General features: G+C 58.2%; 23 protein-coding genes. 17 read left to right on the top strand and 6 right to left on the bottom strand.

Annotated features, from left to right (window positions below; all coding sequences use genetic code 11):
- Positions 1-145: 145 nt before the first annotated feature.
- Positions 146-754: a lecithin retinol acyltransferase family protein gene (locus ACZ9IM_RS20070; protein ID WP_476224815.1), complete on the top strand. Its 609-nt coding sequence runs from the start codon at positions 146-148 to the stop codon at positions 752-754.
- A gap of 107 nt (positions 755-861) precedes the next feature.
- Entirely contained in the window at positions 862-1,512 is a 651-nt protein-coding gene (locus tag ACZ9IM_RS20065) for a response regulator transcription factor (RefSeq protein WP_427623510.1), read from the top strand.
- Positions 1,513-1,816: 304 nt separating this feature from the next.
- Here the strand turns inward: ACZ9IM_RS20065 and ACZ9IM_RS20060 are convergent, their stop codons facing one another.
- The gene (locus tag ACZ9IM_RS20060; protein ID WP_063343356.1) at positions 1,817-2,740 is read right to left on the bottom strand and encodes a LysR family transcriptional regulator; all 924 of its coding nucleotides are present in this window, start codon (positions 2,738-2,740) and stop codon (positions 1,817-1,819) included.
- Positions 2,741-2,877: 137 nt separating this feature from the next.
- Here ACZ9IM_RS20060 and ACZ9IM_RS20055 point away from each other — a divergent pair, with 137 nt between their 5' ends.
- A complete protein-coding gene (locus ACZ9IM_RS20055; protein ID WP_008076642.1) occupies positions 2,878-3,933 on the top strand; it encodes a tartrate dehydrogenase in 1,056 nt (351 codons plus the stop codon).
- 107 nt (positions 3,934-4,040) lie between these two features.
- Entirely contained in the window at positions 4,041-5,396 is a 1,356-nt protein-coding gene (locus ACZ9IM_RS20050; protein WP_427623512.1) for a dicarboxylate/amino acid:cation symporter, read from the top strand.
- A gap of 46 nt (positions 5,397-5,442) precedes the next feature.
- On the opposite strand, the gene ACZ9IM_RS20045 is transcribed toward ACZ9IM_RS20050, so the two are convergent.
- Positions 5,443-5,928, bottom strand: coding sequence for a cupin domain-containing protein (locus ACZ9IM_RS20045; RefSeq protein WP_427623624.1), 486 nt, complete (start codon positions 5,926-5,928; stop codon positions 5,443-5,445).
- A gap of 190 nt (positions 5,929-6,118) precedes the next feature.
- On the opposite strand from ACZ9IM_RS20045, the gene ACZ9IM_RS20040 reads away from it, so the two are divergent.
- Both ACZ9IM_RS20040 and ACZ9IM_RS20035 read left to right on the top strand, forming a co-directional pair.
- Entirely contained in the window at positions 6,119-6,517 is a 399-nt protein-coding gene (locus ACZ9IM_RS20040; protein ID WP_427623513.1) for a DUF1801 domain-containing protein, read from the top strand.
- Between the two features lie 322 nt (positions 6,518-6,839).
- On the top strand, positions 6,840-7,352 hold the full coding sequence (locus ACZ9IM_RS20035) for a hypothetical protein (RefSeq protein WP_427623514.1): 513 nt from the start codon (positions 6,840-6,842) through the stop codon (positions 7,350-7,352).
- A gap of 332 nt (positions 7,353-7,684) precedes the next feature.
- Here ACZ9IM_RS20035 and ACZ9IM_RS20030 read toward each other — a convergent pair whose 3' ends face one another.
- Together ACZ9IM_RS20030 and ACZ9IM_RS20025 are read right to left on the bottom strand one after the other, a co-directional pair.
- Positions 7,685-8,332: a helix-turn-helix domain-containing protein gene (locus ACZ9IM_RS20030; RefSeq protein WP_476224814.1), complete on the bottom strand. Its 648-nt coding sequence runs from the start codon at positions 8,330-8,332 to the stop codon at positions 7,685-7,687.
- Positions 8,329-8,490 carry a hypothetical protein gene (locus tag ACZ9IM_RS20025; protein WP_008011108.1) on the bottom strand — a complete coding sequence of 54 codons (162 nt, stop codon included), beginning with the start codon at positions 8,488-8,490 and terminating at the stop codon, positions 8,329-8,331. Before ACZ9IM_RS20025 ends, ACZ9IM_RS20030 begins: the two co-directional genes overlap by 4 nt.
- 232 nt (positions 8,491-8,722) lie before the next feature.
- On the opposite strand from ACZ9IM_RS20025, the gene ACZ9IM_RS20020 reads away from it, so the two are divergent.
- A complete protein-coding gene (locus tag ACZ9IM_RS20020) occupies positions 8,723-8,938 on the top strand; it encodes a TOBE domain-containing protein (protein ID WP_007904463.1) in 216 nt (71 codons plus the stop codon).
- Positions 8,939-9,092: 154 nt separating this feature from the next.
- Entirely contained in the window at positions 9,093-10,112 is a 1,020-nt protein-coding gene (locus ACZ9IM_RS20015; protein ID WP_476224813.1) for an ABC transporter substrate-binding protein, read from the top strand.
- Between the two features lie 5 nt (positions 10,113-10,117).
- Here ACZ9IM_RS20015 and ACZ9IM_RS20010 read toward each other — a convergent pair whose 3' ends face one another.
- On the bottom strand, positions 10,118-10,978 hold the full coding sequence (locus ACZ9IM_RS20010; RefSeq protein ID WP_007904461.1) for a LysR substrate-binding domain-containing protein: 861 nt from the start codon (positions 10,976-10,978) through the stop codon (positions 10,118-10,120).
- 241 nt (positions 10,979-11,219) lie between these two features.
- On the opposite strand from ACZ9IM_RS20010, the gene ACZ9IM_RS20005 reads away from it, so the two are divergent.
- The 9 genes from ACZ9IM_RS20005 to metC all read left to right on the top strand — a co-directional run bounded on the left by ACZ9IM_RS20005 (position 11,220) and on the right by metC (position 21,574).
- Complete coding sequence (locus ACZ9IM_RS20005; protein ID WP_427623517.1) at positions 11,220-12,062, top strand: transporter substrate-binding domain-containing protein; 843 nt, start codon at positions 11,220-11,222, stop codon at positions 12,060-12,062.
- Between the two features lie 64 nt (positions 12,063-12,126).
- Positions 12,127-12,978 carry a transporter substrate-binding domain-containing protein gene (locus ACZ9IM_RS20000; RefSeq protein WP_476224812.1) on the top strand — a complete coding sequence of 284 codons (852 nt, stop codon included), beginning with the start codon at positions 12,127-12,129 and terminating at the stop codon, positions 12,976-12,978.
- Positions 12,975-14,399 carry an FAD-binding oxidoreductase gene (locus ACZ9IM_RS19995; RefSeq protein WP_476224811.1) on the top strand — a complete coding sequence of 475 codons (1,425 nt, stop codon included), beginning with the start codon at positions 12,975-12,977 and terminating at the stop codon, positions 14,397-14,399. Before ACZ9IM_RS20000 ends, ACZ9IM_RS19995 begins: the two co-directional genes overlap by 4 nt.
- Positions 14,396-15,607, top strand: coding sequence for an aminotransferase class I/II-fold pyridoxal phosphate-dependent enzyme (locus ACZ9IM_RS19990; RefSeq protein ID WP_476224810.1), 1,212 nt, complete (start codon positions 14,396-14,398; stop codon positions 15,605-15,607). The genes ACZ9IM_RS19995 and ACZ9IM_RS19990 overlap by 4 nt, the downstream gene beginning before the upstream one ends.
- Positions 15,604-16,338 (top strand): amino acid ABC transporter permease, encoded by a 735-nt coding sequence (locus tag ACZ9IM_RS19985; protein ID WP_476224809.1) that lies wholly within the window; start codon positions 15,604-15,606, stop codon positions 16,336-16,338. Before ACZ9IM_RS19990 ends, ACZ9IM_RS19985 begins: the two co-directional genes overlap by 4 nt.
- Positions 16,328-17,116, top strand: coding sequence for an amino acid ABC transporter permease (locus ACZ9IM_RS19980; RefSeq protein WP_476224807.1), 789 nt, complete (start codon positions 16,328-16,330; stop codon positions 17,114-17,116). Before ACZ9IM_RS19985 ends, ACZ9IM_RS19980 begins: the two co-directional genes overlap by 11 nt.
- Positions 17,103-17,939 (top strand): amino acid ABC transporter ATP-binding protein, encoded by an 837-nt coding sequence (locus ACZ9IM_RS19975; protein ID WP_476224806.1) that lies wholly within the window; start codon positions 17,103-17,105, stop codon positions 17,937-17,939. Before ACZ9IM_RS19980 ends, ACZ9IM_RS19975 begins: the two co-directional genes overlap by 14 nt.
- A gap of 17 nt (positions 17,940-17,956) precedes the next feature.
- Positions 17,957-18,553: a cysteine dioxygenase family protein gene (locus ACZ9IM_RS19970; protein ID WP_427623524.1), complete on the top strand. Its 597-nt coding sequence runs from the start codon at positions 17,957-17,959 to the stop codon at positions 18,551-18,553.
- 261 nt (positions 18,554-18,814) lie between these two features.
- On the top strand, positions 18,815-21,574 hold the full coding sequence (gene metC, locus ACZ9IM_RS19965; RefSeq protein WP_476224803.1) for a cystathionine beta-lyase: 2,760 nt from the start codon (positions 18,815-18,817) through the stop codon (positions 21,572-21,574).
- On the opposite strand, the gene ACZ9IM_RS19960 is transcribed toward metC, so the two are convergent.
- A complete protein-coding gene (locus tag ACZ9IM_RS19960) occupies positions 21,571-22,761 on the bottom strand; it encodes an MFS transporter (protein ID WP_476224801.1) in 1,191 nt (396 codons plus the stop codon). The genes metC and ACZ9IM_RS19960 overlap by 4 nt on opposite strands.
- Positions 22,762-23,236: the final 475 nt, after the last annotated feature.

The following is a 23,236-nucleotide window of genomic DNA, read 5'->3' as shown; positions in this document are numbered from 1 at the left end:
TCTGGTCGCCTGCAACCAAGTGTTCTGTTTAATACTTAGGTTTCGGGGAGGTATATTAATGGTTGCTTAAATTAATCATTTGTACAAATGAAGCTTCGCAGTCCTGGCGATATATTACATGACAAGGGTCTGCGGAGAGTTTGTCGTGAATACTCTAGCTATCAAGTTGATAAGTGGATTTTCATCGCTTCGATCAGCAATCGTTTTCTGTCTGACGATAATGGCAATAGACCTCGCTGGTTATTTGAAAGCGCTGATACTCGAAAGTTGTCTGTTTGTCGAGCGCTGCAATGGTAGTCAGTCGCCAAGAAGATCTTTCATGTTTCCATTGGGGTTAGTGCATGTCGAAAAGGATGTGGGTGATTTGCCAATAGGTTCGCACTTGGTTAGTCCGCGCAAATTTTATGCGCATCATGGCATATACCTTGGGCGTGGAGACATAGCTCATTACTCTGGATTTAGCAGTTCACTCAAGCCAGGTCCCATCGAAGTGACTGACCTTGAAAGCTTCGCAAACGGTAAGCCAGTCTGGTTGATACGGGAAACGTGTGAATATTCAAGCGATGAAATTGTCCGTCGTGCGCATTCTAGAATGGGTGAAAGTCAATACAGGATTCTGTCCAATAACTGCGAGCATTTTTGCAACTGGTGCATTAGTGGGGAAAGTTGTAGTGTCCAGGTCAGGGCGTTTCTCCATTGCCCACGTTATCTGCTTTCTTTTATTTCAGCGTTGGAACTGTATTTTATTGCATGATTTTTCCCAGTGTTTTCGGGTGGTTATAACCATGTTTGTGTGCACGCTTACGCAACGTAAAGTGTTGTGCTAGAATTTTTCCCTCAACCAACCAAAGAGGGCTGTGCATGAACGGAAATCCACCATCCAATGAGCAAAGCAGTAAAGGTTCTATGGTGTTCGTGGTGGATGACGACGCTTCCATGCGCAATGCATTAAGCAATCTTTTACGCTCTGCCGGTATACAAGTCGAGACGTTCGCATCCACTGCGGAGTTTCTTCAACAGCCAAAAACAGAGGGTGCAAGCTGTTTGATCCTTGATGTACGACTTCAAGGTAACAGTGGTCTTGAGTTTCAAAGCCAGTTAGCTAAGTCCAATGCCAGTATTCCGATTATTTTCATCACCGGGCATGGGGACATCGAAATGTCTGTCAAGGCGATGAAAGCCGGCGCGGTGGATTTTTTGGCAAAACCGTTCCGTGAACAGGACCTTCTGGATGCGGTGTCTGCCGCACTGCAGGCCGATGTCAAACGCCGGCAATTTGAGCAGCAGTTTTCAGATCTGCATGCCCACTATCAGACGCTGACAGCTCGTGAGAAAGAGGTAATGGCCCTTGCAGTCAAAGGTCTGATGAATAAACAGATTGCAGGGCAGATGAATCTGAGCGAGATCACCGTGAAAATTCACCGCGGGCATGCAATGAAAAAAATGCACGCAAAGTCGTTTGCTGATTTGGTTCGGATGGCAGAGTCATTAGGGGAGCGTCTTGATCGTTGATCAGAACAACAGGTTTGAATCGTTCCTGATTTCCTGGACGCACCCTGCAGGTGTCTTCGAACCGGCTGCGTAACCTCCACCGCGAATCCATATGCGTTTTTACACACGCTGGCCCGGAAGCTGCCTATCGTGAGGGGTCGCAATCGGTGTCGCACCCGGCTGCACCTCTGCTTGCTGACCCCATAAGCTCCTCGATAAAGGGGTCTTTCTGTGCCAGGTATTCACCCATGCCGCCGGTGTTGCTTGCTTCCAGTTCAAGTTTGAATTCTATGTCAGCGTCTCCAAAGAACCCAGCCAACACTATTCAGTCGAGCGAAGATTCCGGTTCGTCCAGATGATCGATGTGCTTGAAGCGCTCGACCAGAAAATCGATCAGGCTGCGCACTCGCGCCGACAGGTGCAACTGTTGCGGGTAAACGGCATAGACATCGGCGCGGGTCGGTGTCTGATCCTCCAGTACCAGGCGCAGGCGCCCACTGCGCACGTAACGGGCGATGTCCCATTCGGCTCGAAGCAGAATCCCGTAACCTTCCAGCGCCCAATTCAGGGCCACTTCACCGTCGTTACAGCCTAAGGCGCCGCGCACTTTGATGTTTTGCGTGCGCCCGCCGTTGGTGAAGCTCCACACGCCGTAGGGCGTTTCGTTTTGTCTCAGGAAGATGCAGTTGTGTTGTTGTAAATCCGCCAAACGTTGCGGCACGCCATGCTTTTCCAGGTACAGCGGCGAGGCGCATAGCAGGCGGCGATTGGATGCGATCTTGCGTGCATGGAAGGCCGCGTCCGGCAGGGTGCCGAAACGAATGCCCAGGTCAAACCCGTGAGTCGCCAGGTCGAGCGGGTGATCGCTGATTTCCAGCTGTATTTCCACCTCCGGGTACTGCGCGAAGAATGCGCCCAATGCGGGGCCGATGTAGCGCCGACCGAAGCCCAGCGAAGCGTTGACGCGAATCAGGCCTTTAGGGGTTGCCCGGCTGCTGCTGAGCAACTGCTCGACCTCATCGATCTGCGTCAGGATGCGGGCGGCATGGGAAAAATACAGTTCACCTTCCGAGGTCAGACTCATTGAGCGCGTGGTGCGGTTGACCAGGCGGATGCCTAGTCGTGCTTCCAGCGCGGTCAGGCGTTTGCTCACCGCCGGTGGTGTCACGCCCAGCTCTCGAGCCGTCGCCGCCAGGCTGCCCTTGTTGGCCAGCAGGTAGAAAAAAGACAAATCCAGTGTCTGGCTCATTGATAACCCAAATTCATCTATGTAGTGATTTGGAGTAACTCACGCTCATTTGCTCACTACATATACTCCGCTCACACCCTGATTGAACACCCCCGTTCGACAGGCACAACAAGAACGTGACGAGAGTGGAGTTAACGATGAGTGCATACAAAATTGCTGCAGTTCCCGGTGATGGTATCGGTGTTGAAGTGATCGCCGCAGGCGTCGAGGTACTGCAAGCCCTGTCGAAAAAATCCGGTTTTGACCTGACTTTCAAACACTACGACTGGAACTCCGATAACTACCTGAAAAATGGTTACTACATTCCGGAAGGTGGCCTGGAAGAACTGAAAACCTTCGATGCCATTTTCTTCGGTGCTGTCGGTGCGCTCAACGTACCGGATCACATCTCCTTGTGGGGCCTGCGTCTGCCGATCTGCCAAGGCTTCGACCAGTACGCCAATGTGCGTCCGGCTCGCGTATTGCCAGGGGTAAAAAGCCCGCTGCTCAATGGTGATCAAATCGATTGGGTCGTGGTGCGTGAAAACTCCGAGGGCGAGTACTCCGGCAACGGCGGTCGTGTTCACCGGGGCCTGCCTGAAGAGGTCGCCACGGAAGTGTCTGTGTTCACTCGTGCCGGGGTCGAGCGTATTCACCGTTTCGCCTTCGAACTGGCCCGGAGCCGTCCTCGCAAGCACCTGACCATGGTCACCAAATCCAACGCTCAGCGTCACGGCATGGTGTTGTGGGACGAGATTTTCTACGAGGTCGCCAAGGATTTTCCGGATGTGAAGATCGACAAGGAACTGGTCGACGCGGTGACCACGCGCATGGTGCTTAAACCGTCGACGCTGGACGTGATCGTCGCCACCAACCTGCACGCCGACATCCTGTCCGATCTGGCTGCCGCTTTGTCCGGCAGCCTGGGTATCGCGCCGACCGCCAACCTGAACCCTTCGCGTAAATTCCCCTCGATGTTCGAACCCATCCACGGCTCGGCCTTCGACATCACTGGCAAGGGTGTTGCCAACCCGATCGCGACGTTTTGGACAGCGGCGATGATGCTCGAACACCTAGGCGAGACAACCGCGGCCAAACAGCTGATGTCGGCTATCGAAGCCGTGACCGAAAGCGGTCTGCATACCCCGGATCTCGGCGGTAACGCCACCACCCGACAGATCACCGATGCCGTCATCGCCTTGATCAACCGCTGAAATTTTCCAGCGATTCAAAGTAGTACTGCGGCACAACGCCAAGGGGCGGATCACTGAGTCCGACCCCTTGGCATCTCCTGACAACAATAAAAAATCAGGGCCCTGTCATGAAAAGAATATTTGGCAAACTCTACGTACAAGTGCTCATCGCAGTCATCCTCGGCGCCATTGTCGGGGTGTTCGTTCCCGAAACCGGAACAGCGCTCAAACCCTTGGGCGACGCGTTCATCAAATTGATCAAAATGCTGCTCGCACCGGTAATCTTCCTCACGGTGGTGACGGGCATTGCACGTATGGAGAACATGAAAGAGCTGGGGCGTGTTGGTTTTCGTGCGCTGATCTATTTCGAAGTGGTTTCCACGCTGGCGCTGGTGGTCGGCCTGGTCGTGGTCGATGTGTTCAAACCCGGTGCAGGCATGAACATTGATGTCGCCTCGCTGGATACATCCAGCCTGGCCACCTACACCACGGCGGTGAAGCATGCGTCGTTCATGGACTTTGTGATGAACATCATCCCCGACACCATCGTGGATGCCTTTGCCAAGGGCAACGTTCTGCAAATCTTGCTGTTCTCCATTCTGCTGGGCGTTGCCCTGGCGCATGTCGGACCACGCGCCAAGGTGTTCGTCGACACGCTGGATAGTCTGATGCAAGGGATGTTTCGCATCGTCAACATGGTGATGCGCCTGGCCCCCATTGGCGCCTTCGGGGCGATTGCCTTCACCATCGGCAAGTATGGCTTCGGTTCGCTGTTCTCCTTGGGCAAACTGATGGCTTGCGTCTACCTGACCTGCGCAGTGTTTGTGATCTTCGTACTCGGTCCGATCTGCCGCTACAGCGGTTTCAGCCTGTGGAAGTTTCTGAAATTCATCAAGGAAGAACTGTTCACCGTACTGGGCACCAGCTCTTCGGAATCGGTGCTGCCGCAAATGATTTCCAAGATGGAAAAGGCCGGTGTTTCCAAACCCGTTGCCGGGATGATCATTCCCTCGGGCTTGACCTTTAACCCGGATGGCCAGGCGATCTACTACACCATCGCCGCCATCTTCATCGCCCAGGCCACGAACACGCCGCTGACCCTGACGGATCAGTTGATCGTTCTGGCGGTGCTGATGTTCACCTCCAAAGGCTCGGCGGGGGTGACTGGTTCGGGGTTCATCATTCTGGCAGCGACGTTATCGTCCCTCGGCACCATTCCGGTGGCGGGCATGGTGCTGCTCTTGGGCGTCGACCGGTTCATGTCGGAAGCGCGGGCGATCACCAACACCATCGGCAACGGTGTCGGGACCATGGCCATTGCCAAATGGGTGGGGGCGCTGGATACCGTCAAGATGCACAAAGCGCTTAACGGGGAGGCCGCGGAGCAGAAGCCCGAAACGGTCCAAGCGGACATTGTTGCTGTGTCTTCAGCGATGCCAGCCAAAAGCCTGTTGCCGGACTTCAAAAGTGTCTCGCAGGGGTGATAGTGCGGTGGCCAGGCATGATTGATTCATTGTGTCTGGCTATCGCTCACTGCATTTTTTTGTTCCTGGGATCGTCCGCCGGGTTGAGGTAAGTGATTCCCCAAGGCCCTGTGCCGTGGAGTTGAAGCACGGTTTCCTGTTCTCGACTGGCGCCGAACATCGACATGCCGACAGGAATGATCAGGGTGTCACCCGGATGATAGGCCTTGGCCCGTGCCGGATCGAATGTATCTCCGGTGGCGAAGTAGAAGGTGCCCGAGATAACGGTTACGCGTTCGGTCACGGGATGGGTATGCACGCCGATTTTTGTATTGGCCGGCAGCTTCAAGCGCAGGGTGAAGGGCTCGGCGGCTTTCAGGTCACCTTCAATCACAGCAATCATTGCGCCGGGGCCCACCGCCGGCGCAGGTTTCCAGTTGAGTCCGGATGGGGTGGCGGCAATAAAACCCGCTTCCTCGGCCAGGGCGGTCAATGTCAGAAAGGCAGGGCTGAGCAAGGCCAACAAAACAGCGGCCGCTTTGTGGGCAATCATCATGGTTTCCTCGTGTCTGGGGGCCTCAACGCACAGGAGCAGAGCCTGTGCAATCAAGTCATATATACGTTGACGGTAGCCGAATGCCGGAGCGCGGATATACCCATTGTGAACCAGTGCTATAACGCATAAGCATGAATTTATGCTGGCCTGGTTCTACCGGCGCCCATCCTGAGGAGTGACAACCATCATGAAGAAGATCGACCCAAAAGACGGCGAGGAGGGAGGCTCTGTCTCTGCACTGATAGAAGCAAAAATCAAGGCGCTGACTGACTGGCGGGGTGAGACCCTCGCTCGGGTTCGAACGCTGATCAAGCAGGCCGACCCTGAAGTGGTTGAGGAATTGAAGTGGAGAGGGGTTCCGGTGTGGTCGCACGCCGGCATCATCTGCACCGGTGAGACATACAAGAATGTCGTAAAGATGACCTTCGCCAAGGGGGCCTCGTTGGAGGACCCTTCAGGTCTGTTCAACGCCAGCCTCGAGGGCAACACCCGACGTGCCATCGATATCCATGAGGGCGACAGGATGGATGAAGACGCGTTGAAGATGCTGATTCGTGCGGCGGTGGCGCTCAATACGTCGACGTAAATTGTTCTAGGCGGCTAACTGATCGATTCTAGGGCTCTCGAATAAAAAATCGGCACTGTTTAGATCGATTATTTCTTTCGGTTCTTTATATAGCTCTGGGGCGAATATCCGTAACTGATAAAACCACGTCTTCGTTTTGATTCTGTATGCGATGAAGACGCTATCGCCGCTATAACAGACGGCGCCGTGCCGACCACGCCACTAAATCGGTTTCAACATCAAATCCTGCTGCTCGGCCATCATCTTGTCGTCCCTTCGCCAGTCCTTAGAATCCGCCTCCATCAGCTTCGTCCAACTATCGAATCGCTTAGGGAGTTACACCATGATGAACGCCATGCAGATGCCAATGCCGATGATGAACGCCAACATGCCGATGATGCCAATGATGGGCATGCCGATGATGATGGCGACCATGAGCTGCGAAATGATGGACGACGGCATGATGTGCAAAATGATGCCGGCCGCTGGCATGGACATGACCATGTTCAAGAACAGCGCTGAAATGATGCAGATGATGATGAACTGCGGCATGCCGATGATGATGCACTGCGGCAATATGAGCATGATGTGCATGTCCCAGGCGAGCATGGCCATGCCGATGATGAACATGATGATGCCAATGCCGGTGATGGGCATGCCGATGCCGTCGATGAAGTGCGTGATGGAATGCACGATGATGGCCGACTGCATGATGTGCAAAATCATGCCGATGGCCGGCATGAACATGGACATGATGAAAAGCTGCTGCGACTTGATGATGAAAATGATGAACGATTGCAGCATGCCGATGATGATGAGCTGCAATGGCATGCCGCTGATGTGCTGCACCTGCTGATCCCGGCAAACAGCACAAAAAAGCCCCCGCGACCTTATGGTTACGGGGGCTTTTTCATTCCAGAAGGCACCACATCCCCCTGTAGGAGCGAGGCTTGCCCGCGAAGGCGGCGTGTCAGCCAATATCAATGTTGGATGTACTGGCCTCATCGCGAGCAGGCTCGCTCCCACAGGAGATTTGGGTTCGACGCGGTATTTGTGGGTGACGGTAATCAAACTGTGGGAGCGAGCCTGCTCGCGATGGGGATTGTCAGTCAATATTGATGTCGCCTGCCACACTGTCTTCGCGAGCAAGCCCGCTTGTGTCTTGGACAGGAATTAGATTGAGGGTGTTTAATCCAGCCGTTCCGGGTAAGTCACCACCAGATAAGCCACTGCCTCACTGTCAGCGGGGTTGCGGTAGCGGTGGGGCTGGTCGGCGTAGAACAGGATCGAGTCGCCGGTAGACAGCAGGTAACGTTCATCGTTGACGCTGATTTCCAGCACGCCCTGCGACACCACCAGGTTCTCCTGGACACCGGGCCCATGCCCCTCGCTGTGGTCTTCGCCCAAAGGGCTCAGGCGCAGTTCGTAAAACTCCGATTGGCGTGCCACGTCGAACGGGAACAGGGCGCGGCTGATGAAGGCTCCGTTGGCGCTGACCAAGCGTTTGCTCTCTCGCGCCGACAGCACGGCCACACCTTCGAAGGCCCGATGCTCCAGAAAGGCGGCCACCGAGACCTTCAGGCCTTTGGCAATTTTGCACAGCACTTTGATGGAAGGCACGCTGCGTCCGGACTCGATCTGCGCCAGCATTGCCCGACTCACACCGCATTGCCGGGCCAGCGCGTCGAGGGACAAGTGACGCTTGCCCCGCAGCCGTTGCAGGTTCTGTGCGACTCGCTCGCAGATCGGGTTTTCTTCCAGCGGCTCCAGATTATTCAAGTCCGTCACGGGTTCGTCTGCGCTCGCCAGAAATCGCGAGGGTTGCTGCGCGTTCATGCGTGACGGGTCTCGGTCGAATGAGCGGCCTGGACCCATTGATAGGCCTGTAGGCCGGCGTTACGTGCATACATTTCCCACATGGCCCGTGCCCGTTGCTGAGCCTGTTTGCGTTTGCGGTAACTGGCGAAGTCGATGAGGTTGTCAGTCGGATTCATAGGGCACTTCACTGTGGTGATGAATGACGGGATGAGCTGAGAGTACGTGGATATTTTTATAACTATAAATACTGATTTTGTATTTGTTAATTCATTTTGGTTATTTGAATTTATATTCTATTAAGGAATAAGCAGATAATTATCTATTTCTTTTGTTGTCTGTTCAGGTGGTGCACTTTGAGGGCCTGCACATCCATGTGGATGCGCCCGACACCAGACAGGAAGCCTCATCATGACCATCAAAGCGATCAACGTCCGCAACCAGTTCAAGGGTGTCATCAAGGAAATACTAGAGGGCGAAGTGGTATCCGAAATCGACGTGCAAACCGCTTCCGGGATCGTCACCTCGGTGATTACCACCCGTTCGGTGCGCGACCTTGAATTGAAGGTGGGGAGCGAGGTGATTGCCTTCGTCAAATCCACCGAGGTGTCGATCGCCAAGCTCTGAAATTGAAATTTGAGCGACGAAAATCCTGTGGGAGCGAGGCTTGCCCGCGAAGAATGCATCGCAATTTTTTCAGGTATTACGCGTCAGCGTTCTTCGCGGGCAAGCCTCGCTCCTACAGGGTCTGCGTCTTGACTTCCATAACGTTGAGGTTTTCATGGCGACTCCTTTCAAGCGCTCCGCATTGACACGGTTGGCAGCCTCCGTGGCTGCGGTGAGTGCGTTACTCAGCCCCGGCGCTCAGGCCGAAGGCAAAATCAGCATTGCCCAGCAATTTGGTATCGGTTACCTGATCCTGGATGTGGTGCGCGATCAGCAGCTCATCGAGAAACATGGCAAGGAGCAGGGCCTCGACATCAAGGTCGACTGGAACAGCATCTCGGGTGCCACGGCGATGAACGAGGCGTTGTTGGCCGGTGCGCTGGATGTGGTGTCGGCAGGCGTGCCGCCGATGCTGACGATCTGGGACCGGACCAAGGGCAAGCAAAACGTCAAGGCCATCGCCTCGCTGGGGTCGATGCCCAATTACCTGCTGACCAATAATCCGAACGTAAAAAGCCTCAAGGACTTCACCGAAAAGGACCGCATCGCGGTGCCGGCAGCAGGGGTAGGTTTTCAGTCGCGCACTTTACAAATCGAAACGGCGAAGCAGTTTGGCGCGCAGAACTTCAAGAAGTTTGACGACATCTCGATCAGCCTCGCCCATCCGGATGCGACGTCGGCGCTGATTGCCGGCGGTTCGGAGATCAACTCACATTTCTCCAGTCCGCCGTTCCAGTACCAGGAGCTGCAGAGTCCCAACGTACATAAGGTGCTGAGTTCCTACGACGTATTGGGTGGCCAGGCCACGTTTAACGTGCTGTACACCACCGAGAAATTCCACGACGAAAATCCGAAAACCTACAAGGCGTTTTACGCGGCACTCGCCGAGGCCGAGAAAATAATCAAGGCCGATAAGCCCGCAGCCGCCCAGACCTATATCCGGGTGGAACAATCGAAGCTGGCGCTGCCACTGGTTGAGAAAATCGTCGCCGACCCTGAAATCGACTTCACCGTCGTGCCCCAGCGCACCTTCATCTACGCCGAGAAACTCCAGGAACTCGGTGTGCTGAAAAACAAGGCTGCCAGCTGGAAGGATTACTTCTTTGAGGAAGCACACAGCAGCGAGGGAAGCTGAGTGGGTCAGAGCCCCCGGCTGCTTCTGATCAACTCATAGGCCCGACGCACCAGCGGATTCACCGTGTTGGGCCGAATCCACAAGTGGTAGGTCACGTCCGGCAGCCGTGGCAGGCCATCAGTCTCGCCGAGTACGCGCATGTCCGGGCCGAGCATTTCCATGCTTCTGGGCGTGACGCCCAGCCCGGCACGCGTCGCGGCTTTGATGCCGATCAGGTTCGACGCCAGGTACGCCTGGCGCCAGGGAATGTTCGCGCGTTCCAGGGCTTCCAGCGCATAGCGGCGATAGATGCTTGGCTCATCCACCAGGATCAGCGGCAAAGGTTCGCCGGGCGTATGGATGTACTGCGCCGAGCAGATCCACCATACCGGCGAAGTGCGCAAGGCAAATCCTTCGAGCGTCGGGTCTTCGCGAGTGGAAATCACCATGTCGACCTTGCCCCGATGCAGATCATCCATCAAAAACGGGCTGCGGCCGACATCGATCTCCAGGCGCAAACGAGGGGCCGAGCGAGCGATATGGCTGAGGATCGGCGGCAGGATGGTGTCGGCAATGTCATGGGGCGAGCCGATGCGCAATACACCGCTCAAGTTGCTTTCGCGCAGGGAGTTCAATGCATCGTCGTTGAGCGAAAGCATCTGCCGTGCATGGCGCAGCAACTGCAAACCGGGTTCGGTGAGTTGCTTCTGTCGCCCGCGCTTCTCGAACAGGCTCACCCCGACTTGTTGTTCCAGGCGTTGCATGTGTTGGGTGACCGACGATTGCGTGCGAGCCAGTTGCGCGCCGGCCTCGGCAAAACTGTGGTGATCGACCACGGCAATGAAGGTGCGCAGTAATTCGAGATCGAGGGTAGATGAGGTCGACATGGCCATTCCTTATATCAAGGCTGCAAACATAAACATTACATTTATTTATGTGTTTTTGGCGATATTTTAGTGCTCATGTCATAAGGCTCAGTAATTACTGGGGTTGTGATGATTGTCGCTTAGCGACAACACGGCAAGTTATAACGATATTAGATATTTGAATTTCCGTTACACCAACGCTGTACCTAGGATGCCCTCACATCAGGTCGGGGGACGCCGATCATTCCATGAGGGGAAATCCATGTTGCTTGAGCGCTCACCTGTAAAACGATTGTTGCCTGCCATGCTGGGCGCCTTGATCTCATTGGCCGCCAGTGCCGGTGCTCAGGCTGATGCAACGCTGGACAAGATCCAGCAACGCCATGTGCTGACAGTGGGGGTTGTACTGTCCGGCGGTCCTTTCGGCAGTATCGATCCGGGCACCCAGAAGCCACGGGGTTTGAACGTCGACCTCGCTCAGGAGCTGGGCCGGCAATTGGGCGCCGAGGTGCAACTGGTACCGGTATTGCCCGCCAACCGCGTGCAGTTTTTGCAGCAGGGCAAAGTTGATCTGCTGATCGCCAACATGGAATGGACGGCCGAACGCGGCGAGATTCTCGGTTTTGTGCCGACGCCGTTCTACCGCGTCGGCGGTTCCGCGGCGCTGCTCAAGGACAGCAAAATCACCCGTTGGGAAGACCTCAAAGGCCAACCCGTCTGCACCTCCCAAGGCAGCAGCTACATCAAGCCGCTCACCGAGTTGGGCGTTGAGATCAAGGCCTTCAAGAGCTCGTCGGAATCCTTGCTCGCGCTGCGTGGCAACAACTGCGTCGCGGCGGTGCATGACGCCACGCTGATCAACCCGTTGATCGCCGACAACGCCGAATGGCAGGGCTATCGCGCGCTCAGCCCGGAACTCAACCCGGCCCCTTCAGTGATCTGGACCCGACCTGGCGAGCGCGATACCCAGGCTCGACTCGACCCGATCGTCAAGGAACTGCATCGCAGTGGTTGGCTGATCGAAGCCCAGACCCGCAATCGCATCACCCCCGCGTCACCGGCCTTGGTGGATTTACAGAAACAGTTCCAGGCCAACGGTGCCTGACCGGTCCACCTCATCGTTTCAATAAGCCGCCGACTGGCTCGGCGGTCGTTCAAGGAAGTCGTGCATGAACCGATATTTTTCCGCCAGAGGCCTGGCCACGTTGTGCCTGGCAGGATGCGCCGTGCTGGGCGCCAGCCTCGCTCAGGCCGACGCCACACTGGACAAGATCGAGCAACGCCACGCCATCAGCGTCGGGGTGATTCTCAGTGGCCCGCCATTCGGCACTCTCGACCCCAAGACCGGCGAGCACCTGGGGTACAACGTCGAACTGGCCAAGGGCATCGCCAAGGCGCTGGGCGTCGAGGCGCAAACGGTTTCTGTGCTGGCGCCCAACCGGGTGCAGTTCCTGCAACAGGGCAAGGTCGACATCCTGATCGCCAATATGCAGTTCACCGAAGAGCGCGCCGAGATTCTCGATTACGTGCCCACGCCTTATGAAGAAGTCGGCGGTGCCGCGTTGATTCGTAAAGGTGCGGGCATCACCCAGTGGAGCGACCTCAAGGGCAAACCGGTGTGCGTGTCCCAGGGCAGCAACTTCATCAAGCCCTTGCAGGAAACCTACGGCGCGCAGATCAAGGCGTTCCGCAGCCAGTCCGAATCGTTGTTGTCGTTGCGCGGCAATGGCTGCGTGGCGGCGGTGCATGTCAGCCCGACCATGCATACCTTGTTGAGCGATGCCGAGTGGGCCGACTATGAAATCCCGCTGCCGGGTGATTTGATCCCGTCGAACTCGGTAATCTGGATCCGCAAGGGCGAACACGATACCCAGGCGAAACTCGATGCCATTGTGCGCGACTGGCACCGCAGCGGTTGGTTGATCGAACTGGGCGAGCGTACCGGCATGGCGCCGTCGCAGGCCTTGCGTGACCTGCACGAGCAATACCGCAACGCGGCACCGTTGGCTGTGCGGCCATGAGTCGGCCGTTGTTCGTCGTCTTGCAGCAACTGCTCGGCGCCCGTCATGTGCAGAGCAACGAAGAGGCCGCTGCGTACCTGACCGACAAGCAGGGTCGTTATGTGGGGCAGGTCGTGGCCGCGGTGCACCCGGCAAACACTGAAGAAGTCGCCGCGGTGGTTCGTGCCTGTGTGGCGTGTGATACGCCGGTGGTGGTGCAGGGCGGCAACACCGGGCTGATGGGTGGCGCGACCCCGGACGCCAGTGGGCGTGCGGTGTTGCTGCTGCTCGACCGGATGAATCGCGTAAGGGCGGTGGACACCGACAACGACACCTTGACCGTCGAGGCGGGGTGCATTCTGCAAACCATTCAGGATGTCGCCCGTGACGCCGGGCGTCTGTTCCCGTTGAGCCTGGGCGCCGAAGGCAGCTGCACCATCGGCGGTAATCTGGGCACCAATGCCGGCGGCACCGCGGTGCTGCGTTACGGCAATACCCGCGAATTGACCCTCGGCCTGGAAGTGGTCACCGCCCAAGGCGAAATCTGGAATGGCTTGCGCGGTTTGCGCAAGGACAACACGGGCTACGACTTGCGCGACCTGTTTATCGGCAGCGAAGGCACCCTCGGCATTATCACCGCCGCGACCCTGAAACTGTTTCCGCTGCCCAAGGCCCAAGCCACGGCGCTGCTAGCCTTCGACTCGTTGGCCCAAGCGGTGACGTTTCTGTCCCATGCCCGCGCCGGTTTCGGTGCCAGCCTCACTGCGTTCGAACTGCTCAGCGCCGAGTGCCTCGCGCTGCTGCGTGAGCAATTTCCCGAAGGTCCGCAACCCTTTCTTGGCGCCCGTCAGCCTTGGTTCGCGCTGTTGGAACTGTCCGATAACCACAGTGAAGATCATGCCCGCGAAGCGTTTGAACAGGTACTGGGCGAAGCCTTCGAACAGCGCTTGCTGGCCGATGCGCTGATCGCCGAAAGCCTCGCCCAGAGCCAGGCGTTGTGGCTATTGCGCGAAAACATGAGCGAGGCGCAGAAGCGTGCCGGTCGCAACATGAAGCACGACATCTCGGTGCCGATTTCCCAGGTGGTGGCGTTTGTCGCCCATACCGATGCTTTGTTGCAGCGTCATTTTCCCGGTGTGCGGCATTACACCTTCGGCCATCTGGGCGACGGTAACCTGCACTACAACGTCGCCCATCCGCAGGATTCAACGGTCGAGGCGCACATGGTCCATTACGCGGCACTCAGCCAACTGGTGCACGACAGCGCCCACGCCCACGGCGGTTCAATCAGCGCTGAACACGGTATCGGCCAGCACAAACGGGACTTGCTCGGGCGCTATAAAAGTCCGGTAGAACTCAACCTGATGCGCCGGATCAAGCAGGCGCTGGACCCGAAAAACCTGCTCAATCCGGGCAAGGTACTGGAGGCGATCGAGTCATGAATGTTCGCCTGTCCAAACGTGTGCAGCGCGTCTCGCTGTCGGCCAATGCCGCCGCCAAATCCCAAGCCACGGCCCTGCGCGAGGCCGGTCACGACATCCTCGACCTGACCACCGGCGAGCCGGATTTCGACACTCCGGACCACATCAAACAAGCCGCTTATGCCGCCATCGCTGCCGGTGCCACCAAGTACACGCCGACACCGGGCGTGAAGGCCTTGCGAATTGCGGTGCAACGCAAGCTCCAGCAGGAAAACCATCTGGACTACCCGCTGGAGTCCATCGTGATTGCCAACGGTGCCAAACAGATCATCTTCAATGCCTTCGCCGCCACCCTCGACGACGGCGATCAAGTGCTGGTGCCAACGCCATACTGGCCGTCCTTCCCGGACAGCGTGCGCTTCAACGGTGGCGAGCCGGTGTTCATCGAATGCGGGTTGGCGCAAGGCTGCAAGCTGACGGCCGAGCAGTTGGAGCAATACATCGGTGAGCGAACTCGCTGGCTGATCCTCAATGGCCCGGGCAACCCCAGCGGCGCGGTATACAGCGCGGCCGAGTTGCAAGCCTTGGCCGAGGTGCTGCGGCGCCATCCCCAGGTGCTGATTCTGCTGGATGAGCTCTACGAACATATCCGCTTCGACGGTCGGCCGGCCCAGAGCCTGCTCAACGTCGCGCCGGATTTGCAGTCGCGCTGCCTGCTGGTGGGCGGCGTGTCCAAGACCTACGCCATGACCGGTTGGCGAATCGGTTTCGGTGCCGGGCCGCTAGTGCTGGCCAATGCGATGACCGTCGTGCAATCGCAATCCACCTCGGGCGCTTCTTCGGTAGGGCAAGCCGCCGCGTTGGCAGCTTTCGAGGGCGGACTGGATTTCTTGCGGTCGCAGGTCGCGGCCTATCAGCAACGCCGGGATTTACTGGTGAGTGCTTTACGCAAAGTAGACGGCCTCGAAGTGCTCGAACCTCAAGGTGGTTTCTTCGTATTTATCCGCTGCGCCGGATTATTGGGCCGCTATCGCCCGGACGGTCAGCGCTTGCAAACCGATGCCGACGTCGTTGCGTATTTGCTGGAGGAGGGCGTGGCCGGCGTAGCGGGCAGCGCTTATGGCTTGTCGCCGTGGTTTCGCCTGTCCATTGCCACTGCAACTGAAACCGTCGCCGAGGCCGGACGACGCATCGCTCAAGCCTGCGGGCAATTGCGGGGCGAACCATGAATCACTGGCTGGAATTGTTCATCCACTGGGCCGCCGGGTTCGGCCTGAACTACGGCTTTCTGCTGGACGCCTATCAGCGCGGCACCCTGGAGCAGGGTGCGCTGACTACGGTGTTGCTGTGCCTGTTCACTATCGTCGGCAGCCTGCTGGCGGGTGTCGGGTTGGCGGCAATGTTGACCTCGGGTAACCCCTGGCTGGCGAAACCTGCGCGGGTGTTTATCGAAGTCACCCGCAACACGCCGACGCTGGTGCAGCTGTATTGCGCGTTCCTGGTGCTGAACATGCTGCTGACCCAGGCCGTCGGCGCGGCCAACCCGCTGACACCGTTCGCCTGGGTGGTGATCGTGATCTCGCTGCACAAGGGCGCGTTCCATGCCGAGGCCTTGCGCGCCGGCATCGAAGCCGTGCCGGCGGTGACGATGGAGGCGGCCAGTTCGCTGGCGTTCAGCAGTCGGCAGTTGTTGTGGAATGTGCAACTGCCGCTGGCCCTGCGCTTCGCCTTGCCGTCGCTGATCAACAACCTGATCGACCTGGTGAAGATGACCGCCGTCGCCTCGGCGATTGCCGTCGGCGACATCACCTACGCGGCGATCATGATCTGGACCCAGAGCGATAACGTGCTGGAGTTGATGATTCTGATCCTGACGTTTTTCGGTCTGCTGAGTTTTACCGTCAATTGTGTGGGGCGCCTGCTTGAAGCGCGCCTGAGGATGCCCGGTTATGGTCATTGAATCGTCCGTCACCGCGCCAGTGGCCTGGCCGCGTCGGCATGTCGGCAAGTTGCTGCTGTTGATTTGCGTTGTGCTCTGGCTGGTCTACTTCGCCCCGCACAGCCCGGTGCTCAAGGCCTTGCTGCAATGGTCGCCAGCGCTGGTCGTGGGCTTTGGTCAGAACATTCTGATCAGCCTGGTGGCGATCGGGTTGGGGTCGTTGCTCGGATTGTTGGTGGGGGCCCTGGCATTGTCGCCGTTGTGGTTGCTGCGCTTGCCGGCGCGGATCTGGGTGCAGGTTTTTCGCAATGCGCCGTGGCTGGTGCTGATCTATTTCACCACCTATGTGTTCCCGTTCGAGATCCACATCGGCAGCGCCTATGTCTCGTTTCCGGACTGGGTCAAGGTCACCCTTGGCCTGGCGTTGCCGGCCAGTGCCAACGTCGCGGAAATCTTCCGTGGCGCGGTCGCCTCGATCCCCAGTACCCAATGGGAAGCCGCACGCTCCCTGGCGTTCACCCGTGGGCAGATTTTTCGCTCGATCATCCTGCCGCAGTGCTTCAAGCGCATGTTGCCGCCGTGGATGAACCTCTACGCGGTGATCACCATGGGCACCGCGCTGGCGTCTTTGGTGGGCGTGCATGACGTGATCGACACCGCGCAAATCGCCAGCAATACGGTGAACCTGACCGGTTTTACCGTGGTGATTTACCTGAGCCTGCTGGTGCTGTTCTTTGCCTATTGCTACCCGATTTCCCGACTCACCCAACACCTGGAGCGACGTTATGCCTTCTACTGAAACCGTCGCCGAGCCCCTGGTCAGCCTGCGCGACCTGCACTTGTCGTTTGGCAGCAACCCGGTGCTCAAGGGCATCGACCTCGACGTGCACCGTGGGCAGGCCGTGTCGATCATCGGCCCGTCCGGTTCCGGCAAGTCGACGATCCTGCGTTGCATCACCGGCCTGTTACAGCCTCAGCGCGGCAGTGTTCGCGTCGGCACCACCGAGGTTCACACCCTGGCCCAGGAATCCCAGCGCATCGAGTTGCGCACGCGCGTGGGGTTTGTGTTCCAGCAGTACAACCTGTTCCCGCATTTGTCGGTGCTGGAGAACCTGGTGATCGCACCGCGCAAAGTGCTGGGGCGCAACCGCGCCGAGGCGGAGAAAGACGCCCGCGCCTTGCTGGCCAAAGTGCGCATGGAGCACAAGGCCGATGCTTATCCGGGGCAACTCTCCGGCGGTCAGCAGCAGCGAGTGGCGATTGCCCGGGCGTTGGCCATGCGCCCGGAATTGATTCTGTTCGATGAGGTGACCTCGGCCCTCGACCCGGAAACCGTCGGTGAGGTGCTGACGGTGATTCGCGAGTTGACCGAAGAGGGCATGACCTGCGTGCTGGTGACCCACGAAATGCGTTTCGCCGAAGAGATCAGCGACATCGTCTACTTCACCGAAAACGGTGTGATCGTCGAGCACGGCAGCGCCGCGCAGATTTTCCAGCACCCCACCAGCGAACGCACTCAAGAGTTTCTGCGTCATGCCCTGGGCGATCCGGGACGCCGTCCCCGCGTCGCCAACGATCCGTATCTGTTGACCAACCTGAGCCGCTACAGCCTGTCCGTCTAATACCGAGGAGCCTGTTCATGAGTACCGATAACCGTGCCGCCGTCATCGAAGATTTCCTCAAGAAAATCCGCGTCATCAATCAACGCGGCGTCGACCGTGCTGCATTGACGCAAATCGTCGCCTTGCTCGAAACCCTGGCTGAGCGCCGCGATCTGTTCAATTTCGACGCGTTCCCGGCGCCAGTGCCGGGGCAGGGCAGCACCGCGTTCCGCTACCGTCTCAACGACGATGGCGACACGCCGACGCTGTACCTCAACTCGCTGTTGCCGGGCAAAAGCACCATTGCTCACAACCACGAAACCTGGGCGATCATCAGCGCCGTCGAAGGCCAGGAAATCAACTACGTCTACGCCCGTGATGACGAGGGCCGCGAGCCTGGGTTCACCACCCTGCACCTGGAAAAAGAAGTGATCGTGCAGCCTGGCACCTCGATCTCGTTCCTCGGTGAAGACCTGCATGGCATCCGTGTCGAGGGCGAACAACCGACCTTGCATTTCCACCTGTACGGCTTGCCGCTGGAATCGCTCAATGGCCGTTACGGGGTCGAGGCCGACGGGCGCATTCTCAATTACAACGCCTCGCAGATGGCACCGTCGATCAAGGCCTATGCATGATCGATCTGGCCCACTGGCAATGGCTTGAAGATCGGCATCTTGCGCAAGGAGCTGAGGCGAACACAAAACCTGTGGCGAGGGGGCTAGCCCCCGTTCGGCTGCGCAGCAGTCGTAAAACCAGTGCATGCGTCGTATCTGACACACCGCGATTACAGGAATAAGGGCCGCTTCGCGACCCAACGGGGGCAAGCCCCCTCGCCACAGGTTTGGTCGTTAGCCCTTCAATAATTTGGTTTTTTTATCTTTCAAAGCGGGACTCTCATGAGCCAGACCGTAACTCCAGGGCAACTGCAGCAATGGCTGTTCGACGGGCAGGAAATTGCCCTGTTTGACGTGCGTGAGCACGGCCAATATGGCGAAGCCCATTTGTTTCACGGGGTGAACCTGCCCTACAGCCGCCTGGAGCTGGAGGTCCGACGCCTGGCGCCGAATCCACAGGTGCGGTTGGTGATTTATGACCAGAACGGTGGGGACGTCGCGGCCCGCGCCGCTCAGCGTCTGCAGGCGTTGGGGTATGGCCGCGTGCATATTCTCGACGGTGGTGCCGATGGCTGGCAGGCGGCCGGCCTGCAACTGTTTGCCGGCGTGCACGTGCCGTCCAAGGCCTTTGGCGAGTTGGTGGAAGAGGCCACTCATACGCCGCATGTCACCGCCAAACAGCTGGCCGAATGGCAAGCCCGGGGCGAATCGCTGGTGGTGCTGGACGGTCGGCCGTTCGACGAATACCGCAAGATGACCATCCCCGGTTCCGTCTGTTGCCCGAATGGTGAACTCGGCTATCGCGTACACGATCTGGTGCCGGACGACAGCACGCCGATCGTGGTCAATTGCGCCGGTCGTACCCGCAGCATTATTGGCGCCCAGACCCTGATCAATCTGGGTCTGAAGAACCCGGTCTACGCCCTGGAAAATGGGACCCAGGGCTGGTACCTGGAAGACCTTCAGCTGGAGCATGGCAGCACCCGTCGCTATGCCGATGAGGTGTCATCGAAGACCTTGCCGCAACAGCGTCTTGCCGCGGCACAACTGGCCGAACGGGCCGGGGTAAAAACCGTTGCGACCGCGCAGGTTGAGCAGTGGGCCGGGGAGGCCGAACGCAGTCTGTTTTTGTGTGATGTGCGTACCGCCGAGGAGTTTGCCGCTGGCAGTTTGCCGGGCGCGCAACATACGCCGGGTGGCCAGCTGATTCAATCCACCGATCTGTACATCGGCGTGCGCCAGGCGCGGGTGGTGCTGATTGACAGCGATGGCGTGCGGGCACCGATTGTTGCCAGTTGGCTTCGGCAGTTGGGACATGAGGCTTATGTTCTAGCGGACGGGGTGAATAGCGATCTGGCGTTGCCTGCGGTTGAGCCCCTCGCTCACGAAGCGTTGCCAGTGATCACGGCACAAGCCCTGAACGATGCGCTGAAGGATAACGCCGTGGCACTGATTGACCTGCGCCCGAGCATGAACCATCGCAAAGCCCATATCGCAGGCTCGCGCTGGTCGATCCGCTCGTTGCTGGCGAGTGACGTGGCCGGTGAACAGCGGCCTCTGGTGCTGCTGGCCGATGATCCGCTGCTGGCTGCGTTCGCGACGCTGGAGTTGCCCGACGCTCAGCGTGCACAAACCCGCCTGTTGGACGGCGGTCTCGACGCCTGGCGTGCGGCGGGGTTTGCGCTGCAGGAGGATGCCAACACACCGCCCGATCACCAGTGCATCGATTTTCTGTTCTTCACCCATGATCGCCATTCCGGCAACAAAGACGCGGCGCGTCAGTACCTGGCCTGGGAAATAGGCTTGTTGGCGCAAATGAGCGCAGACGAAATCGCCAGCCTCAAACCGCTGTGCGCGCAGTCTCAAGCCAGCCGTGATGCACGGGTTCGTACCCGTCTGGTGCATTCGGCGCGAACTGAAAAGGGCAGTGGCAGCCGGGGCGTCAACGTGCCAGTCACTCGTTTGAGCACGGTGCTGTTCGACAATCTGGCGCAAATGCGCGACGCCCGTGCTCGCCGTGATAGTGAACGGGTTCTGAGCTATGGCGCCCGAGGCAATCCGACAACGTTCGCCCTGGAAGATCTGGTGACGGAACTGGAGGGCGGTTACCGCACCCGCTTGTACGGCACCGGGCTGGCGGCGGTGGCGCAGACGTTCCTGGCCTATCTGCGGCCCGGCGATCATGTGCTGATCACCGACGCGGTGTACGCGCCCGTGCGGCGTCTGGCCCGGGAGCTGCTTGAGCCGTTCGGCATCCAGGTCAGCTACTTCGCGCCTGACGGCAGCGGTCTGCTAGCGCAACTGCAAGCCAATACCAAAATGGTCTACACCGAGGTGCCCGGCTCGCTGTTGTATGAACTCTGCGACCTGCCGGCCATTGCCGCATTGTGCAAACCGCGCGGCATTCTACTGGCCGTGGACAACACCTGGGGCTCGGGCTACCTGTACCGGCCGCTGACCCTGGGCGCGGACATCTCGATCATGGCGTTGACCAAGTACCTGTGTGGTCACAGCGATGTGGTCATGGGTAGCGTCTGTACCCGGCAAGAAGTCTGGCAGCCACTGGCATCCATGAGTGACACCTTTGGCATCACCGTCAGCCCCGACGATGCCTATCTGGTGCTGCGAGGTGCACGAACCCTGGCGCCGCGCCTCGACGTACACGAACGCCAAGCCTTGGAAATCGCTCAATGGCTACAGGCGCAACCGCAGGTGAAACGGGTGTTCCATCCAGCGCTGCCCGATCATCCCCATCACGCACTGTGGCGGCGGGACTTCAATGGCAGCAACGGTTTGCTCTCCTTCGAACTGCGCGAGGCCGACGCCACGTACGTCGAACGGTTTATCGATGCGCTACAGGTGTTTGGTCTGGGCGCGTCCTGGGGCGGCTATGAAAGCCTGGTCACCGTCGCGGATACCAAGGATCGCAACAGCGCGGCAGATCGTGCATTGAACCCGGTGCTGCGGCTGCACATCGGCCTGGAAGATGTCGACGCGTTGATCGAGGATTTGCAACACGGGTTTGCCGCCGCTGTGGACTAGGGCTTGCGCAGCAGAAGCAACAACAACGCCGCAGCCGCCAGCACCGCCCCGACGATGAAGGTGCTGGCCGAGCCCGAGGTCTCCCACAGCGCACCGGCGAGCACACTGGCGATCAACAGGCACACGCCGCTGATCAGATTGAACAGGCCGAACGCCGTGCCCCTGAGGTGTTCGGGCGCGTTGTCGGCGATCAGCGTCGCGAGAATGCCCTGGCTGAAGCCCATGTGCAGACCCCACAGGGCCACGCCTGCCAGCATGGTCATGATCGAATCCGCTTGCGCCAATAACAGGTCCGCCAGGATCAGCAGGACGATGCCGACACACAGCACTTTGGTGCGGCTGATCCGGTCGGACAACCAGCCGGCAGGGTAGGCGGACACGGCATAGAGCAGCGACATGACCACCATCACCGTCGGCACCCAAGTGGCCGTCAGACCTGTTTGTTGCGCCTTCAAAACCAGAAAGGCTTCGCTGAAACGGGCCAGTGTGAAGAGCCCACCGACGATCACCACCCACCAATAATCGCGGGAGAAGTCGCGCAGGACTTTCCAGTGGATAGGCGAGCGAAAGGCGCGTTCGCCAGCGACAGTGCTCGGCTCTTTGACCCCACCGACAATCAGCGCCACCGATATCACCGCCGGGATCACCGCAAACCACAACACCAGATGGATCTGCCCGAGCCAAAGCATCAGCACGATGGCCAGAATCGGACCCAGAATGGCGCCCACGGTGTCCATCGACTGGCGCAAGCCAAAGCAGGCGCCACGGATTTCGGCGGGGGCGATGTCGGCGACCAGCGCATCTCGCGGCGCGCCACGGATGCCTTTGCCGATGCGATCCAGAAAACGCGCGGTGAACACCACATCGACCGAGTGCGCGAGGGGAAAGAGCGGTTTCGACAAGGCGGCCAGACCGTAGCCCATCAACAGCAAGCCTTTGCGCCGGCCGATAAAATCGCTGATAGCGCCGGAGAAGATCTTGGTCAGCATCGCGGTCGCCTCGGCGATGCCCTCGATCACCCCGACGGTCAAAGCGCTCGCGCCCAAGGTCGTGACCAGAAACACCGGCAGCAGGCTATGCACCAGCTCTGAAGACAGGTCCATGAACAGGCTGACAAAACCCAGGGCCCAGACCGTGGAGGGGATACGTAATGAGGCCGGTTTGGGCTTTGAGAGGTGTTTGTTCATGTTGCGTCCTCGATGAACATCAGGCTCTCGCATGACTGCGTTGACATCTATGGATCATAGCGGTTGTTGGCGGGGTGAACCGTTCACCGCTTATGGACATCACTCTCTCCACACTAGCTTAAGATGTTCCCGCGAATCTGAAGTGCAGATATATAGCCTTGTCATGACAACGTACAACATGCAAGTTGCGCCAAATATCCGGCGTCAATGTATTCGGGTTTAATGTTCAATGTACCTATCTAGCATCCAGTACCACGCCTGCCTTCGCTTGCTCGGGAAGACAAAATTGCTTAATTATAAATTTGCTTGGTTTCTTTATTTAATTTTGGGTATTGGTTTGACGACGGGTCGCGCAGCTGATAATTTCCAAACATGGATCCAACTACTAAGGATAGTAATGAAGCAATTAATCCCAAAATAGTGCAGCGCACTGTAGCTGTGCTCACTTTTAGTGCAAGTCTGCATTCCTGAATAT

It is taken from the genome of Pseudomonas sp. TE12508, assembly GCF_056279485.1.
The sequence above is the reverse complement of the archived record's forward strand: the minus strand, read 5'-3'. Positions and strand labels throughout refer to the sequence as shown.

What these genes read in the sequence shown, in the direction of transcription:
- ACZ9IM_RS20055 (WP_008076642.1), top strand. Translation starts at nt 2,878, where the DNA reads ATGAGTGCATACAAAATTGCTGCAGTTCCCGGTGATGGTATCGGTGTT.
- metC (WP_476224803.1), top strand. Translation starts at nt 18,815, where the DNA reads ATGAGCCAGACCGTAACTCCAGGGCAACTGCAGCAATGGCTGTTCGAC.
- ACZ9IM_RS20005 (WP_427623517.1), top strand. Translation starts at nt 11,220, where the DNA reads ATGTTGCTTGAGCGCTCACCTGTAAAACGATTGTTGCCTGCCATGCTG.
- ACZ9IM_RS20065 (WP_427623510.1), top strand. Translation starts at nt 862, where the DNA reads ATGAACGGAAATCCACCATCCAATGAGCAAAGCAGTAAAGGTTCTATG.
- ACZ9IM_RS20050 (WP_427623512.1), top strand. Translation starts at nt 4,041, where the DNA reads ATGAAAAGAATATTTGGCAAACTCTACGTACAAGTGCTCATCGCAGTC.
- ACZ9IM_RS20010 (WP_007904461.1), bottom strand. Translation starts at nt 10,978, where the DNA reads ATGTCGACCTCATCTACCCTCGATCTCGAATTACTGCGCACCTTCATT.
- ACZ9IM_RS19970 (WP_427623524.1), top strand. Translation starts at nt 17,957, where the DNA reads ATGAGTACCGATAACCGTGCCGCCGTCATCGAAGATTTCCTCAAGAAA.
- ACZ9IM_RS19995 (WP_476224811.1), top strand. Translation starts at nt 12,975, where the DNA reads ATGAGTCGGCCGTTGTTCGTCGTCTTGCAGCAACTGCTCGGCGCCCGT.
- ACZ9IM_RS20060 (WP_063343356.1), bottom strand. Translation starts at nt 2,740, where the DNA reads ATGAGCCAGACACTGGATTTGTCTTTTTTCTACCTGCTGGCCAACAAG.
- ACZ9IM_RS20035 (WP_427623514.1), top strand. Translation starts at nt 6,840, where the DNA reads ATGATGAACGCCATGCAGATGCCAATGCCGATGATGAACGCCAACATG.
- ACZ9IM_RS19980 (WP_476224807.1), top strand. Translation starts at nt 16,328, where the DNA reads ATGGTCATTGAATCGTCCGTCACCGCGCCAGTGGCCTGGCCGCGTCGG.
- ACZ9IM_RS20045 (WP_427623624.1), bottom strand. Translation starts at nt 5,928, where the DNA reads ATGATTGCCCACAAAGCGGCCGCTGTTTTGTTGGCCTTGCTCAGCCCT.
- ACZ9IM_RS20040 (WP_427623513.1), top strand. Translation starts at nt 6,119, where the DNA reads ATGAAGAAGATCGACCCAAAAGACGGCGAGGAGGGAGGCTCTGTCTCT.
- ACZ9IM_RS19990 (WP_476224810.1), top strand. Translation starts at nt 14,396, where the DNA reads ATGAATGTTCGCCTGTCCAAACGTGTGCAGCGCGTCTCGCTGTCGGCC.
- ACZ9IM_RS20000 (WP_476224812.1), top strand. Translation starts at nt 12,127, where the DNA reads ATGAACCGATATTTTTCCGCCAGAGGCCTGGCCACGTTGTGCCTGGCA.
- ACZ9IM_RS19960 (WP_476224801.1), bottom strand. Translation starts at nt 22,761, where the DNA reads ATGAACAAACACCTCTCAAAGCCCAAACCGGCCTCATTACGTATCCCC.
- ACZ9IM_RS20025 (WP_008011108.1), bottom strand. Translation starts at nt 8,490, where the DNA reads ATGAATCCGACTGACAACCTCATCGACTTCGCCAGTTACCGCAAACGC.
- ACZ9IM_RS19975 (WP_476224806.1), top strand. Translation starts at nt 17,103, where the DNA reads ATGCCTTCTACTGAAACCGTCGCCGAGCCCCTGGTCAGCCTGCGCGAC.
- ACZ9IM_RS20015 (WP_476224813.1), top strand. Translation starts at nt 9,093, where the DNA reads ATGGCGACTCCTTTCAAGCGCTCCGCATTGACACGGTTGGCAGCCTCC.
- ACZ9IM_RS20020 (WP_007904463.1), top strand. Translation starts at nt 8,723, where the DNA reads ATGACCATCAAAGCGATCAACGTCCGCAACCAGTTCAAGGGTGTCATC.
- ACZ9IM_RS20030 (WP_476224814.1), bottom strand. Translation starts at nt 8,332, where the DNA reads ATGAACGCGCAGCAACCCTCGCGATTTCTGGCGAGCGCAGACGAACCC.
- ACZ9IM_RS19985 (WP_476224809.1), top strand. Translation starts at nt 15,604, where the DNA reads ATGAATCACTGGCTGGAATTGTTCATCCACTGGGCCGCCGGGTTCGGC.